This is a genomic window from Streptomyces sp. NPDC019531, from assembly GCF_044903305.1.
In the GTDB taxonomy this organism is placed as follows: domain Bacteria; phylum Actinomycetota; class Actinomycetes; order Streptomycetales; family Streptomycetaceae; genus Streptomyces.
Map to the genome: position 1 here is coordinate 62391 of NZ_JBJDQL010000046.1, position 15261 is coordinate 77651.

Sequence of the window (15261 nt, forward strand, 5' to 3'; positions counted from 1 at the left end):
ATGGACCACCGACTCTCCCCCGAACTCGAAGAACTCCGCCGTACGGTCGAGGAGTTCGCCCACGACGTCGTGGCGCCGAAGATCGGCGAGTACTACGAGCACCACGAGTTCCCGTACGAGATCGTCCGCGAGATGGGCCGCATGGGCCTGTTCGGACTGCCGTTCCCCGAGGAGTACGGCGGTATGGGCGGCGACTATCTGGCCCTCGGCCTCGCGCTGGAGGAACTCGCGCGCGTGGACTCGTCGGTGGCGATCACCTTGGAGGCCGGCGTCTCCCTGGGCGCCATGCCGATCCACCTCTTCGGCACCGAGGAGCAGAAGCGCGAGTGGCTGCCCCGGCTGTGTTCCGGGGAGATCCTGGGCGCCTTCGGCCTGACCGAGCCGGACGGCGGCAGCGACGCGGGGGCGACCCGTACGACGGCCCGCCTGGACCCCGACACCGACGAGTGGGTCATCAGCGGCACCAAGTGCTTCATCACCAACTCCGGTACCGACATCACGGGGTTGGTGACCGTCACCGCCGTCACCGGCCGCAAGCCGGACGGCAGCCCCCTGATCTCCTCGATCATCGTCCCGTCCGGGACACCCGGTTTCACGGTCGCGGCGCCGTACTCGAAGGTCGGCTGGAACGCCTCCGACACCCGTGAGCTGTCCTTCGCGGACGTCCGGGTCCCGGCGGCGAACCTGCTGGGCGAACAGGGCCGCGGCTACGCCCAGTTCCTGCGCATCCTCGACGAGGGCAGGATCGCCATCGCGGCCCTCGCGACGGGGCTCGCGCAGGGCTGTGTGGACGAGTCGGTGAAGTACGCCAAGGAGCGGGAGGCCTTCGGGCGGCCCATCGGCGCCAACCAGGCGATCCAGTTCAAGGTCGCCGACATGGAGATGAAGGCCCACACGGCCCGCCTCGCCTGGCGGGACGCGGCATCACGCCTGGTCTCCGGCGAGCCCTTCAAGAAGGAGGCGGCCCTCGCCAAGCTGTACTCCTCCACGATCGCCGTGGACAACGCCCGCGACGCCACCCAGATCCACGGCGGCTACGGCTTCATGAACGAGTACCCGGTCGCCCGGATGTGGCGCGACTCCAAGATCCTGGAGATCGGCGAAGGCACCAGCGAGGTCCAGCGGATGCTGATCGCACGGGAGTTGGGGCTAGTGGGCTGAGCATCGCCCCCTCTCACCGTACGGCGATCCCACACGTCAGGACCGTCGTGGGCACGAGGACCAGCAGGGTCGCACAGGCCCAGTACCGCGCCCGCGACGCTCCCACGCGCCGCCGCGACAGCAGGTTGGCGGGGATCCACATCGCCAGGAACGCCGTCCACAGCAGGACCAGCACGATCGCCCACGGCAGCATGCCGTCGTTCTCCGTGGGGCTCCCGCTGGTGACCCCCAACGCCGCGAACCGGTAGCTCACCGCGAACAGCACCAGAGACCACACGGGGATCACGACGACGACCCCCATGACGAGATTGACGACGACGGGGAGCGCCCAGGGCCGGGGGCGCACGACGCCGGGAGCCTCGGGGACCCTCAAGTCGCCCTCGAAATCCGCCATATGGGCCCTCCCCCCGGCCTTCCGGAACCATGACAGTACCGCCGTCACAGCCGCCCCCAAGCCTGACGGTGATCTGCACCACAGGCACTCGCCGAGACCCCCTACCCTCTGGACAGCACGCGAGGTTAGGCTAACCTAAGTTCGTTTCCGGCCACCCGCCGCCGGCGCGTACCCCCCGTGGCCCCGCTCGCACGAAAGCAGACAACAGTCATGTCGAACGCCCGCCCCGTCCCCTTCACCCGTCGCGGTCTCCTCGCCGCCGGCGGCGCGCTCGGACTCGGTGCCGCCCTGGCCGCGTGCGGCGACGACTCTGACACCAGCAGCAGTTCGGGCTCGACGGCGTCCGCCAAGGCCTCCGACGCCTGGACCTTCAAGGACGACCGCGGTACGACCGTGAAGCTGGACAAGGTCCCCACGAAGATCGTCGCCTTTGTCGGCGTCGCCGCCGCGCTCTACGACTACGGCATCGAGGTCAAGGGCGTCTTCGGCCCGACCAAGACCAAGGACGGCAAGGCCGACGTCCAGGCCGGCGACATGGACGTCAGCAAGCTGACGGTCTTCGGCAACGTCTGGGACCAGTTCAACGTCGAGGAGTACGCGGCCTTCGCGCCCGAGGTCCTCATCACCACGATGTTCGACAGCGCCGGCACCCTCTGGTACGTCCCGGCGGCCTCCGCGTCCAAGATCGCCAAGCTGGCGCCGAGCGTCGGCATCTCCGTCTACGACCGTCAGATCACCGCACCGCTCCAGCGGGTGTGGGAGCTGGCCGAGTCCCTCGGCGCGGACATGACGGCGACGAAGGTCACCGACGCGAAGAAGAAGTTCGAGGAGGCGTCGGAGCGGCTGCGGACCGCCGCCAAGGCGCACCCCGACATCAAGGTGCTCGCCGGGTCCGCGGCCCAGGACGTCTTCTATGTCTCCGGCTCCAACCTCTCCATCGACCTGGAGTACTTCAAGGCGCTGGGCGTGAACTTCGTGGAGCCGTCGGCGTCCGTACTCAAGGCGTCCGGTGGCTGGTACGAGTCGCTGAGCTGGGAGAACGTCGACAAGTACAAGGCCGACATCATCATGATGGACGACCGTACGGCCACGATTCAGCCGGCCGACATCACCGAGGCGACCTGGAAGAAGCTGCCCGCGGTGAAGGCGGGGCAGGTCATCTCGCGGTCGCCGGAGCCGATTCCGTCGTACGACAAGTGCGTGGCGATGGTGGAGAACCTCGCGAAGGCGATCGAGACCGCGAAGAAGGTCAGTTAGGCGCGTACTTGGCTGCCGGTCCGTTGTGGCTGGTCGCGCCCACGCAGCGGAGCCGCAAATTGATGCAGCCCCGCGCCCCTAGGTAGGCGTACCTGACGTCGATTCAGGAGTTACCCGATGACTACGGCCGTAGCCGCTCCGTTCCGTTTCTTCTCCCTCCAGGTGGCACGGACGAGGCGGCTCGGGCCGTCTCTCGTCCGGGTCAGCTTTACCGGAGAGGATCTCCAGTGCTTCTTCTCCGACGGGCGCGACCAGTCGCTGTCCCTCTTCATCCCCGCCGAAGGGCGGACCGAGCCCGGGGTTCCCGTTGAGCTCGGGGACGGGTGGTGGCAGGGCTGGCGGGAGCAGCCCGATGACGTGCGGGCCGTGATGCGGTCGTACACCTTGCGGAGTCTGCGTCGGGATCCCGACGAGATCGACATCGACTTCGTGCTGCATGAGCCCGCCGGGCCCGCGTCCGCGTGGGCCGCACGGGCCTCCGTCGGTGACAGGGTCCAGTTGCTCGGGCCCGCCATCGCCGACAACCGGGCCATTCGGTTCCGGCCGCCGGAGGACACCGACCTGGTGCTGCTGTGGGGAGACGAGACCGCGCTGCCCGCCGTCTCCGCGATCCTCGAAGCCCTCCCGGCCGGACAGCGTGCCCGCGTCTGGCTGGAGGTGCACGACGCCCGGGACATCCAGGACCTGGCGACCGAGGCCGACGCCGAGATCACCTGGCTGGTGAAGGAGGAGACCGGCGCCGAGTGCTCCCCCATGGCGCTCGGCGCCCTCCGCGACGCCCAACTCCCGCCCGCCGAACGGCCGTACGTCTGGATCGCCGGCGAGTCCGGGTGCGTGAAGGAGCTGCGGCGGCACTTCGTGCGGGAGCGCGGGATCGACCGGCGGCGAGTGACGTTCGTGGGGTACTGGCGCCAGGGACTGTCCGAGGAACAGCTCCGGGAAGCCGGGGAGTAACTCCCGTCGAAGTGATGGCAGTCACGGTTGGGGCGAGGTTTCGCCTGCGTTAATTAGGTTAGGCTTACCTAAGCTGAAGCCGGGTTTCCGCCCCGCTCCTGGCCCGTCCCGCACGGATTGTCCCCACCGGAGGACCCCCTCATGCGCTCGCACCTGCTCAACGACACGACCGCGGAGAGCTACCGCCGCTCCGTGACCGAAGGAATCGAGCGGGTGGCGGCCAAACTCGCCACCACCACCCGGCCGTTCACCGGCGTCACCGTCGACGCCCTCACCCCCCGCATCGACGAGATCGACCTCGACGAGCCGCTCCTGGACACCACCGCGGCGCTCGACGAACTGGAGGACGTCTACCTCCGGGACGCGGTCTACTTCCACCACCCCCGCTACCTCGCCCACCTCAACTGCCCGGTCGTCATCCCGGCCGTGCTCGGCGAGGCGATCCTCTCCGCCGTCAACTCCTCCCTGGACACCTGGGACCAGTCGGCCGGCGGCACCCTCATCGAGCGCAAGCTGATCGACTGGACGACCGCACGCATCGGTCTGGGCCCGGTCGCCGACGGTGTGTTCACCTCGGGCGGCACGCAGTCCAACCTCCAGGCGCTCCTGCTCGCCCGCGAGGAGGCCAAGACGGACACGACGGCCAAGCTGCGCATCTTCGCCTCCGAGGTCAGCCACTTCAGTGTCAAGAAGTCGGCGAAACTGCTCGGCCTCGGCCAGGACGCCGTGGTCTCCGTCCCCGTCGACCACGACAAGCGCATGCAGACCGTCGCCCTCGCCCGTGAGCTGGAGCGCTGCAAGCGGGACGGCCTCGTCCCCATGGCCGTCGTCGCCACCGCCGGCACCACGGACTTCGGCTCCATCGACCCCCTGCCCGAGATCGCCGAACTGTGTGAGCAGTTCGGTGTCTGGATGCACGTCGACGCCGCCTACGGCTGCGGGCTGCTCGCCTCGGTCAAGTACCGGGACCGCATCGACGGCGTCGAGCGCGCCGACTCGGTCACCGTGGACTACCACAAGTCCTTCTTCCAGCCCGTGAGTTCGTCCGCCGTGCTGGTCCGCGACGCGGCCACGCTGCGGCACGCCACCTATCACGCGGAGTACCTCAACCCGCGCCGCATGGTGCAGGAGCGCATCCCCAACCAGGTGGACAAGTCCCTGCAGACCACCCGCCGCTTCGATGCGCTCAAGCTGTGGATGACCCTGCGGGTGATGGGCGCCGACGGCATCGGCGAGCTCTTCGACGAGGTCGTCGACCTGACCGCCCAGGGCTGGAAACTGCTCGCCACCGACCCGCGCTTCGACGTCGTGGTCGAACCCACGCTCTCCACGCTCGTCTTCCGCTACGTCCCGGCCGCCGTCAAGGACCCGGCCGAGATCGACCGCGCCAACCTGTACGCCCGCAAGGCCCTGTTCGCCTCCGGCGACGCGGTGGTCGCGGGCACGAAGGTCCAGGGCCGCCACTACCTGAAGTTCACCCTGCTCAACCCCGAGACGACGGTCGACGACATGGCCGCCGTACTCGATCTGATCGCCGGCCACGCCGAGCAGTACCTGGGAGAGTCCCTTGACCGCGCGTCCTGAAGTCCCGAACAAAGCCTACGATTTCGTGGGGATCGGGCTCGGCCCGTTCAACCTCGGCCTCGCCTGCCTCACGGAGCCCATCGACGAACTCGACGGGATCTTCCTGGAGTCGAAGCCCGACTTCGAGTGGCACGCCGGCATGTTCCTGGAGGGCGCCCATCTCCAGACCCCGTTCATGTCGGACCTGGTCACCCTCGCCGACCCGACCTCGCCGTACTCCTTCCTCAACTACCTGAAGGAGAAGGGGCGGCTGTACTCGTTCTACATCCGCGAGAACTTCTATCCGCTGCGGGTGGAGTACGACGACTACTGCCGTTGGGCCGCGAACAAGCTGAGCAACGTCCGCTTCAGCACGACGGTCACCGAGGTGACGTACGAGAACGACGTGTACGTCGTGACGACCTCCGACGGTGACGTGTACCGCGCCCGCCACCTGGTCCTCGGCACCGGCACCCCGCCGTACATCCCGGAGGCCTGCCGGGGCCTGGGCGGCGACTTCCTCCACAACTCCCGTTATGTGCAGCACAGAAGCGAGCTGGTGAAGAAGGAGTCGATCACCCTCGTCGGCTCCGGTCAGTCCGCCGCGGAGATCTACTACGACCTGCTCAGCGAGATCGACGTCCACGGCTACCGGCTGAACTGGGTGACCCGCTCCCCGCGCTTCTTCCCCCTCGAATACACCAAGCTCACGCTGGAGATGACCTCCCCGGAGTACATCGACTACTACCGCGAGCTGCCCGAGGCCACCCGCTACCGGCTCACCGCCGAGCAGAAGGGCCTGTTCAAGGGCATCGACGGCGACCTGATCAACGAGATCTTCGACCTGCTCTACCAGAAGAACCTCGGCGGCCCGGTCCCCACCCTGCTGCTCACCAACTCCTCGCTGAACAGCGCGCGTCACGAGAACGGCACGTACACGCTCTCCTTCCGCCAGGAGGAGCAGGAGAAGGACTTCGAGCTGGAGTCCCAGGGTCTGGTGCTGGCCACCGGCTACAAGTACGCCGAGCCGGAGTTCCTGGCGCCGGTCAGGGACCGCCTGGTCCATGACTCCCACGGCAACTTCGACGTGGCCCGCAACTACGCGATCGACGTGACGGGCAGAGGCGTCTTCCTGCAGAACGCCGGCGTCCACACCCACAGCATCACCAGCCCCGACCTGGGCATGGGTGCCTACCGCAACAGCTACATCATCCGAGAGCTGCTCGGCACCGAGTACTACCCGGTCGAGAAGTCGATCGCGTTCCAGGAGTTCGCCGTATGAGCAGTACGACCTTCACCTTCCGCCCCCTCGACCCCCTGAAGGACGCCGAGTTGCTGCACGGGTGGGTCACCCATCCCAAGGCCGCGTTCTGGATGATGCAGGACGCGAAGCCGGCGGACGTCGAGCGCGCCTACATGGACATCGCGGCCGACGAGCACCACCACGCGCTGCTGGGCCTGGACGAGGACGGCGAACCGGCCTTCCTGATGGAGAAGTACGACCCCGCCCACCGGGAGTTGGTCGGCCTGTACGAGCCGCGGCCCGGTGACGTCGGCATGCACTTCCTCACCCCGGCGACCGACAGGCCCGTCCACGGCTTCACCCGGTCCGTCATCACCGCCGTGATGGCCCACCTCTTCGAGGACCCGGCCGTCGAGCGTGTGGTCGTCGAGCCGGACGTGTCCAACAAGGCCGTCCACGCCCTGAACGAAGCGGTCGGGTTCGTGCCCGAGCGCGAGATCCAGAAGCCGGAGAAAATGGCCCTGTTGAGCTTCTGCACCCGGGAACAGTTCCTGACGGCCACGGGGGTGACCGCATGAGCCTCGCCGACGCCGTGGCGCACCTCGCCCCCGAGCGCTGGGAGACGGCCAACCGCCTGCTGATCCGCAAGGGCCTCGCGGAGTTCGCGCACGAGCGGCTGATCGAGCCCGAGGAGACGGACAAGGACCAGTACGTCGTCCGCAGCGACGACGGAAAGACCCGCTACGACTTCACGGCCGTCCGCCGCGCCCTCGACCACTGGCAGGTCGACGCCGCGTCCATCACCCGGCACCGCGACGGCGCCGAACTCCCCCTCGCGGCCCTGGACTTCTTCATCGAGCTGAAGCAGACCCTGGGCCTGAGCGACGAGATCCTGCCGGTCTACCTGGAGGAGATCTCCTCCACCCTCTCGGGCACCTGCTACAAGCTCACCAAGCCCCAGGTCCCGGTCGCCGAACTGGTCAAGAGCTCCTTCCAGGACATCGAGACCGGCATGACCGAGGGCCACCCCTGCTTCGTGGCCAACAACGGCCGGCTCGGCTTCGGTGTCCACGAGTACCTCTCGTACGCCCCCGAGACCGCGAGCCCGGTCCGCCTGGTCTGGCTCGCCGCGCACCGCTCCCGCGCCGCGTTCACGGCCGGGGTCGGCATCGAGTACGAGTCCTTCGTACGCCAGGAGCTGGGCGAGGAGACCGTCGAGCGCTTCTACGGCGTCCTGCGGGACAAGGACCTCGACCCGGCCGACTTCCTCCTGATCCCCGTCCACCCCTGGCAGTGGTGGAACAAGCTCACCGTCACCTTCGCCGCCGAGATCGCCCGCGGGCTCCTCGTGTGCCTGGGCGAGGGCGACGACGAGTACCTGGCCCAGCAGTCCATCCGGACCTTCTTCAACAGGTCGCACCCGGAGAAGCACTATGTGAAGACGGCCCTGTCCGTCCTCAACATGGGCTTCATGCGCGGACTTTCGGCCGCCTACATGGAGGCGACCCCGGCCATCAACGACTGGCTCGCCGCGCTCATCGACGGCGACCCGGTACTGAAGTCGACGGGCCTCACGATCATCCGCGAGCGGGCCGCGGTCGGCTACCGGCACCTGGAGTACGAGGCCGCCACGGACCGCTACTCGGCGTACCGCAAGATGCTGGCCGCGCTGTGGCGCGAGAGCCCGGTCCCCTCCCTCCAGGACGGCGAGTCCCTCGCGACGATGGCCTCCCTGGTCCATGTCGACCACGAGGACCGGTCCTTCGCGGGCGCGCTCATCGAGCAGTCGGGCCTCACCCCGACGGACTGGCTGCGCCGCTACCTGCGCGCCTACTACACCCCACTCCTGCACAGCTTCTACGCCTACGACCTGGTGTTCATGCCGCACGGCGAGAACGTCATCCTGGTCGTGAAGGACGGCGTGGTCGAGCGGGCGGTCTACAAGGACATCGCCGAGGAGATCGCCGTCATGGATCCGGACGCGGTGCTGCCGCCGACGGTCGAACGGCTGCGCGTCGAGGTCCCCGAGGACAAGAAGCTGCTGTCCATCTTCACGGACGTCTTCGACTGCTTCTTCCGCTTCCTCGCCGCGAACCTCGCCACCGAGGGAATCCTGGAGGAGGAGGACTTCTGGCGCACGGTCGCCGAGGTCACCCGCGACTACCAGCACTCGATGCCGGAACTCGCCGACAAGTTCCGGCAGTACGACATGTTCGCGCCCGAGTTCGCCCGCTCCTGCCTCAACCGGCTCCAGCTGCGCAACAACAAGCAGATGGTGGACCTGGCCGACCCGTCGGGCGCGCTCCAGCTGGTCGGCACCCTGAACAACCCCATCGCGGGCCTGTAGGACGGCCCCAACGGACAGGCGTGGCCCGGGAGTACGGTCCTCCCGGGCCCCGTCATTTTCCGGCTCTTCTTGTCTCTGTTGAGCACATCGTGAGCACAGCATCGTCATAGTGAGTGCCACTACGGTCCACATCTTGCCGTGACCGCCGCTCCTCGGGGGGAGACGAGACGATGATGTCCGAGCACACGCCACAGCACGTCCTGCACGACCCGGCGACCGGGTTCCCGGCGGAGGACGTCACGGCCGTCCACGCCTACGCGGGCGCGTTCTGCGGCAGGCCGGCCACGGCGGCGGACCTGGCCGTGGCGGTGCTGGTGGCACAGCAGGGGCCCGCGATGCGCCCGGCCCTGCTGGCCGACGTACGGCGGGCGGCCTTCGGCTGGCTGGCGGACGGCCGCTCAGGACTCCTCCGCCCCGGCTTCCGGGACTGGGCCCAGCGGGCCGGCGAGTCCTTCGGTACGACGGACACGCTACGGCGCGTGGAGCACAACTCCCTGCTGCTGCGGGCCTTCGGGGAGCTGGCCGACCAGTCACGGGCCGCGCTGTGGCTGTGCCTCGCGGAGGGCGAACCGGACTTCGCCGCCCGGGTGTTGAACACCTCGCTGGACTTCGCCGCGTCGATGGCCGAATCGGCCCGCTCCCGGCTCGCCGACACCTTCCTGCGGCTGCGCGCCGAGCACACGGCCGACGCCCGCTGCGTGCACTACGGCGGCATGCTCGGCGCGATCGCCCGCGGCACGCACCGCGAGACCCCGGCGGACCTCGAACAGCACCTGGAGACCTGCGAGTTCTGTACCCACGACATGGCCCTGCTGCGCACGCTCACATCGGGACGGCCGCGGGAGCTGCGCCCGCTGCTCGTGGACCGGCTCCTGATCTGGGGCGGCCCGGCGTACCGCTCGGCGAAGCCAACGGCACCGGAACGGGCCGACGGGACAGGCCCGGTCCCCTCGGAGCGCGGCTCGCGGGCCAAGCCGGGCTCGTGGGCCAAGGTGGCGTTAAAAGTCAGGGGCGGACTGGGCCCGGGGCAGCCGCCCAACGGGGCCACATCCAGGACACCCGATGCTCCGGGCACTCCCCGGCCCCTCGACACCCCGGGCGTCCCCGACGACCCTCCCCCCTTCACCGGCTCCCACACCGCCCCTACCGCGCCCGAGCCCCTCAACTCCCGCGGCGCCCCCGCCCCTCCAGGTACCGTCCCTGCGAAACCCCGCCCCGCCGACCCGGCTCCACGTCGTCCCGTGCTCGCCATAGCGGTCGCCGTCGTGGTCACCGCCGTTGCCACCGCTGTCACTCTGAACCTGTTGTCCGGCACCCGGACCGGAGCGGCCGTCGATTCCTACGGGCCGCCGCCCGCCGCGCCCTCGCCGGTCCCGTCCCCCTCGGTGTCGGCCTCCCCGGGTGCGGGGACCGTGCTGGCGACCATCGCGCTGAAGAGCGCGGCCACGCCCGGGAGTTGTCTCGGCGTCGGCACGGGTGACTCCCCGGGCAACATCCCCGCGCCGGCCGTCTGCGACGGGGAGGCGGCGCAGCAGTGGCGGGTCGTCGCCATCGGGGGTGGGGCGGTCGACCTGCAGCACGTGGCGTCGACCTTCTGCCTGGACATCGCGGGCTACCGTGCCGTGGGCGACCCCATGCAGCTGCGGCCCTGCGCCTACCAGCAGGGCGACGCCGCCCCCTACCCTGAGGACCAGGCCTTCCTCCTCAAGCCCCGTAAGGACAGGACCTTCACCCTGGTCTGCCAGGACAACACCGACATCGCCGTGGGGATCAGGAACGGCGAGATCCGCATGCTGTCGGCCGGGACCGGCGCGAAGGCGATCCGGTACGTCCTCGACGACGCTCTGGCCAAGGCACTGGGCAACTGAGGTCCGAATGCCAGAATTTCCCCATGGCGGAAATCCTCCAGAAGGACGGCACATGGGTCTTCGACGGCGACGCTCTGCGGCTCACTCCGGGAAGAGACAAGAACGTCGGTCTGCTCCGCAAGACGCTCGGTGAACTCGTCGTCCCCCTCGGCGCGTTGGCGGGCATCTCCTTCGAACAGGGCAAGAAGAGCGGCCGGTTGCGGCTACGGCTGCGCGACGGCGCCGACCCGTTGCTGCACGCGACCGGCGGCCGGCTGTCCGAACCGCACGACCCCTACCAGCTGATCGTCGAGTCGGACCGCTACGGCGTCGCCGAGTACTTCGTGGACGAGGTCAGGAACGCCCTGCTCCTGGACCAGGTCCCCACCGACCCCGTGGACGGGTATCTGCTCCCGGGGCCGGCCGTCCCCCTGGCGGTGTCCGCCGGCGACGGCACCGCGGCCTTCGACGGCGAGCACATCCGTCTGGAGTGGAACTGGAAGACGGAGGACGCCAAGGCCTCCGCCGGCGCCCGGACCCTCGCCGTGGCCGACGTCGTCGCCGTGGAGTGGCAGCCCGCGGCCGGCCTGGAGAACGGCCACCTCCGCTTCACCGTGCGGCACGCCCCGACCAAGGCCCCGCCGAAGTACGACCCCAACGCGGTGGAGCTGTGGGGCTTCAAGAAGGACCCGCTGATGGCGTTGGTCGCGGCAGCGGTCCAGGCCAGGCTTCCGCACCCGGCCCGGGCCGCCGCCATCGACGTACACACGAAACAGCACGTACGACCGAAAACGCCTTCTTCTCCGGTCGCCTCCGCCGAGGACGGCCACGATGCCCTCCTGCGCCGTCTGCGCGAGCTCGGTGAGCTGCACCGCACCGGGGTGCTGACGGACGAGGAGTTCACGTTGGCCAAGCAGGCGATCCTCAAGCGGATGTGACAGCCGTACGGGAGCTGTTACTTCGCCTTGCGCGCCACCGTGAAGTGGTCGATGCGGTCACCGGTCTCGGCGATGCCCGACACCTTCAGCCTGGCGTAGTGACCCCGCGGGGCGGGCTCCACGTCCACGCGCAGGAAGGAGTAGTTGAGGTAGCGCACCCGGGACCAGGCGACGGTCTCGTTGACCTTGCCGTCCTTGGTGTTGACGAAGGAGGCGACGGAGTCCCGCTCGTTGAGGTGGCCCTCGTAGGAGTCCGGGGCGGAGAACGCGTACAGGCTGCGGCCCGCGGCGCCCGCCGTGACGTAGACGACGCCCTCGGTCTCGGGGTACGCGGTCTCGCCGATCGGGAGCTTCTTGACGACCTTGTCGCCCTTGATGACGTCGGTGCGCTCGTACTGGTGGTTGTGGCCGTTGATGACCAGGTCCACCGTGTACTTCTCGAACAGCGGCACCCACTCCTGGCGTACGCCCCCCTCCGAGGCGTGCGCGGTGGAGGTGCAGTAGGCGCAGTGGTGGAAGAACACGACGATGAAGTCGATGTCCTTGGCCGCCCGGTACTTCTTGAGCTGCGTCTCGAACCACTTGGTCTGGGTGCCGCCGGAGATGCCGAGGTTGGCCGGGATCTCGAAGGACACGTCGTTCGGGTCCAGCGAGATGATCGCGGTGTTGCCGTGGACGAAGGAGTAGACGCCCGGCAGGTTCTTCTTGTCCGGCCCGTTGTCGGGGAGCGTGAAGCGGGCCTCCTCGCCGCCGTAGCCGTTGGGCGAGTACCAGGCCTCCATGTCGTGGTTGCCGTAACTCACCATCCACGGCACGGACTTGGCGACCGACTCGGTCTGGGCGAGGAACTGGTCCCACACTCGCGAGTCGAAGCCGGTGTCGGCGGTCTTGCCCGCGCCGGACGGGTCGGCGTAGGCGATGTCGCCGGCGTGCAGGTGGAAGGCCGGGTTCTGGCCGAGGATCAGGCTGTCGTTGGCCAGGCCGTGGTAGCTGACGCCCTGGTCGCCGAAGGCCGTGAAGGTGAAGGGCTCCTTGCGCGAGGGCGCGGTGGTGAAGGTGCCCAGGGTGCCGAGGAGGTGCGGCTCGGCGGGGTCGAAGCCCTGGTGGCCGACGCCGTAGTAGTACGTCCGGCCCGGCTTGAGGTGGCTCAGCCTGGCGTGGACGTAGTACTGCGTGTGGTCGGCGCTGGCGCCTACGCCGGCCGGGGTGTAGAGGGTGCGCACCTCGGCCTCGATCTTGCGGGAGAGGTCCCAGGGGTGGGCGCCGATGCGGACGAAGGGCTTCTTGACCGCGACCGGGACCTGCCACGAGATCGTCATCTCGGTGGCGGCGTCGGTGCCGTAGGCGAGGTGGCGCCCGAAGGGGGCGACCAGGGAGCCGTCGACGGTGGCGGCGGAGGCGAAGGTCTGGGTGGGCGTGGCGGCCTGGGCGACGGCGCCCGGGACGAAGGCGCCGCCCGCGACAGCGCCCAGCGTGACGGCGCCGCCCCTGATCATGTTGCGCCGCGAGAATCTGGCGCGCAGGTACTCGTGCTGCTCGGCCATGCTCATGCGCTCGGCGAGCTGGTCCGGTACTCCCATACGAGGAATGTCCATGGCGTCTGAAACTCGTCTCCCTGGGCGACGTCACGCAAGACGCCGTATGGACAGTCCGCGAACAGGGACTCATGAGAGATTCAATGTTCGCCCAAGGCTTTCTAACAGGCCGTTGCCCGATATCGGGCAGCTTTCTTGCGAAACCCGCCGATGTCCCTCAGGATCTACCGGGTGCACGACGAACTCGTTGATCATCTGACGCGGTCCACGCCCCTGAGCCGGGGCGAGGCGCTGCGGGTGATCCAGGACGTGCTCGCCTACTTCGACGAGACGACCGTGGAGTTCGTCCGTCGCCGCCACCGCGAACTGCAGGCCCAGGGCCTGGTCAACGCGGAGATCTTCGGACGGATCGAGGCGGACCTGAAATACCGCGCGGTGGCCCCGCCAGAGCTTACGCTCAGGCAGTTGCGCCGCATTGTCTATGGCTGAGGGATATCTACTCAATGTGCGGAATCGTCGGATACATCGGGAAGCGTGATGTCGCTCCCCTCCTCCTTGAGGGCCTGCAGCGGCTGGAGTACCGCGGCTACGACTCGGCGGGCCTCGTCGTCACCTCGCCGAAGACGGCGGGCCTGAAGATGGTCAAGGCCAAGGGCCGGGTGCGCGACCTGGAGGCCAAGGTCCCGGCCCGCTTCAAGGGCACGACCGGCATCGCCCACACCCGCTGGGCCACCCACGGCGCCCCCTCCGACGTCAACGCCCACCCCCACATGTCGGCCGACCACAAGGTCGCCGTCGTCCACAACGGCATCATCGACAACGCCTCCGACCTGCGCCGCAAGCTGGAGGCGGACGGCGTCGAGTTCCTCTCCGAGACCGACACCGAGGTCCTCGTCCACCTCATCGCGCGCTCCCAGGCGGAGAAGCTGGAGGACAAGGTCCGCGACACCCTGCGGGTGATCGAGGGCACCTACGGCATCGCCGTGATGCACGCCGACTTCGGCGACCGCATCGTGGTGGCCCGCAACGGCTCGCCGGTCGTCCTCGGCATCGGTGAGAAGGAGATGTTCGTCGCCTCGGACATCGCCGCGCTGGTCGCCCACACGCGGCAGATAGTGACGCTGGACGACGGCGAGATGGCCACCCTCAAGGCCGACGACTTCCGCACCTACACGACCGAGGGCACTCGTACGACGGCCGAGCCCACCACCGTCGAGTGGGAGGCCGCCTCCTACGACATGGGCGGCCACGACACCTACATGCACAAGGAGATCCACGAGCAGGCCGACGCCGTGGACCGCGTCCTGCGCGGCCGCATCGACGACCGCTTCTCCACCGTGCACCTCGGCGGCCTCAACCTGGACGCCCGTGAGGCCCGCCAGATCCGCCGGGTGAAGATCCTCGGCTGCGGCACCTCGTACCACGCGGGCATGATCGGCGCCCAGATGATCGAGGAGCTGGCCCGTATCCCCGCGGACGCCGAGCCCGCGTCGGAGTTCCGTTACCGCAACGCGGTGGTCGACCCGGAGACGCTGTACGTCGCGGTCTCCCAGTCGGGCGAGACCTACGACGTCCTCGCCGCCGTCCAGGAGCTGAAGCGCAAGGGCGCGCGGGTCTTCGGCGTCGTGAACGTGGTCGGCTCGGCGATCGCCCGCGAGGCGGACGCCGGCATCTACGTCCACGCGGGCCCGGAGGTCTGCGTGGTCTCCACGAAGTGCTTCACGAACACCACGGTCGCCTTCGCCCTGCTGGCCCTGCACCTGGGCCGCACCCGGGACCTCTCGGTCCGCGACGGCAAGCGGATCATCGAGGGCCTGCGCAGGCTCCCGGCCCAGATCACCGAGATCCTGGACCAGGAGGAGGAGATCAAGAAGCTGGCCGAGCAGTACGCCGAGGCCCGCTCGATGCTCTTCGTCGGCCGCGTCCGGGGCTACCCGGTGGCCCGCGAGGCCTCCCTGAAGCTCAAGGAGGTCTCCTACATCCACGCCGAGGCCTACCCCGCCTCCGAGCTCAAGCACGGCC

At 68.9% G+C, this 15261-nt stretch carries 13 protein-coding genes; 11 read left to right on the forward strand and 2 right to left on the reverse strand.

Going from position 1 to position 15261, the window contains the following annotated elements; all coding sequences use genetic code 11:
* Nucleotides 1-1161 (forward strand): acyl-CoA dehydrogenase family protein, encoded by a 1161-nt coding sequence (locus ACI2L1_RS36800; protein WP_404743781.1) that lies wholly within the window; start codon nucleotides 1-3, stop codon nucleotides 1159-1161.
* Nucleotides 1162-1174: 13 nt separating this feature from the next.
* Here ACI2L1_RS36800 and ACI2L1_RS36805 read toward each other — a convergent pair whose 3' ends face one another.
* Entirely contained in the window at nucleotides 1175-1555 is a 381-nt protein-coding gene (locus ACI2L1_RS36805) for a hypothetical protein (protein WP_404743782.1), read from the reverse strand.
* A gap of 210 nt (nucleotides 1556-1765) precedes the next feature.
* On the opposite strand from ACI2L1_RS36805, the gene ACI2L1_RS36810 reads away from it, so the two are divergent.
* The 8 genes from ACI2L1_RS36810 (at nucleotide 1766) to ACI2L1_RS36845 (ending at nucleotide 11704) form a co-directional block, all read left to right on the forward strand.
* Entirely contained in the window at nucleotides 1766-2812 is a 1047-nt protein-coding gene (locus ACI2L1_RS36810; RefSeq protein ID WP_404743783.1) for an ABC transporter substrate-binding protein, read from the forward strand.
* Between the two features lie 117 nt (nucleotides 2813-2929).
* Nucleotides 2930-3766, forward strand: a complete 837-nt coding sequence (locus ACI2L1_RS36815; RefSeq protein ID WP_404743784.1) for a siderophore-interacting protein — start codon at nucleotides 2930-2932, stop codon at nucleotides 3764-3766.
* 141 nt (nucleotides 3767-3907) lie between these two features.
* Nucleotides 3908-5350 carry a lysine decarboxylase DesA gene (gene desA, locus ACI2L1_RS36820; RefSeq protein ID WP_404743785.1) on the forward strand — a complete coding sequence of 481 codons (1443 nt, stop codon included), beginning with the start codon at nucleotides 3908-3910 and terminating at the stop codon, nucleotides 5348-5350.
* The gene (locus tag ACI2L1_RS36825) at nucleotides 5334-6611 is read left to right on the forward strand and encodes a lysine N(6)-hydroxylase/L-ornithine N(5)-oxygenase family protein (RefSeq protein ID WP_404743786.1); all 1278 of its coding nucleotides are present in this window, start codon (nucleotides 5334-5336) and stop codon (nucleotides 6609-6611) included. The genes desA and ACI2L1_RS36825 overlap by 17 nt, the downstream gene beginning before the upstream one ends.
* On the forward strand, nucleotides 6608-7150 hold the full coding sequence (locus tag ACI2L1_RS36830) for a GNAT family N-acetyltransferase (RefSeq protein ID WP_404743787.1): 543 nt from the start codon (nucleotides 6608-6610) through the stop codon (nucleotides 7148-7150). Before ACI2L1_RS36825 ends, ACI2L1_RS36830 begins: the two co-directional genes overlap by 4 nt.
* Nucleotides 7147-8919 carry an IucA/IucC family protein gene (locus ACI2L1_RS36835; RefSeq protein WP_404743788.1) on the forward strand — a complete coding sequence of 591 codons (1773 nt, stop codon included), beginning with the start codon at nucleotides 7147-7149 and terminating at the stop codon, nucleotides 8917-8919. Before ACI2L1_RS36830 ends, ACI2L1_RS36835 begins: the two co-directional genes overlap by 4 nt.
* 170 nt (nucleotides 8920-9089) lie before the next feature.
* Nucleotides 9090-10787 (forward strand): RICIN domain-containing protein, encoded by a 1698-nt coding sequence (locus ACI2L1_RS36840; protein WP_404743789.1) that lies wholly within the window; start codon nucleotides 9090-9092, stop codon nucleotides 10785-10787.
* Between the two features lie 23 nt (nucleotides 10788-10810).
* Complete coding sequence (locus ACI2L1_RS36845) at nucleotides 10811-11704, forward strand: DUF4429 domain-containing protein (protein WP_404743790.1); 894 nt, start codon at nucleotides 10811-10813, stop codon at nucleotides 11702-11704.
* Nucleotides 11705-11721: 17 nt separating this feature from the next.
* Here ACI2L1_RS36845 and ACI2L1_RS36850 read toward each other — a convergent pair whose 3' ends face one another.
* The gene (locus tag ACI2L1_RS36850; RefSeq protein WP_404743791.1) at nucleotides 11722-13284 is read right to left on the reverse strand and encodes a fibronectin type III domain-containing protein; all 1563 of its coding nucleotides are present in this window, start codon (nucleotides 13282-13284) and stop codon (nucleotides 11722-11724) included.
* 186 nt (nucleotides 13285-13470) lie between these two features.
* Between ACI2L1_RS36850 and ACI2L1_RS36855 the strand changes: the two genes are divergently transcribed.
* A complete protein-coding gene (locus ACI2L1_RS36855; protein WP_362667664.1) occupies nucleotides 13471-13728 on the forward strand; it encodes a hypothetical protein in 258 nt (85 codons plus the stop codon).
* Between the two features lie 14 nt (nucleotides 13729-13742).
* On the forward strand, nucleotides 13743-15261 hold a 1519-nt coding region (glmS, locus tag ACI2L1_RS36860; protein WP_404743792.1), incomplete at its 3' end, for a glutamine--fructose-6-phosphate transaminase (isomerizing).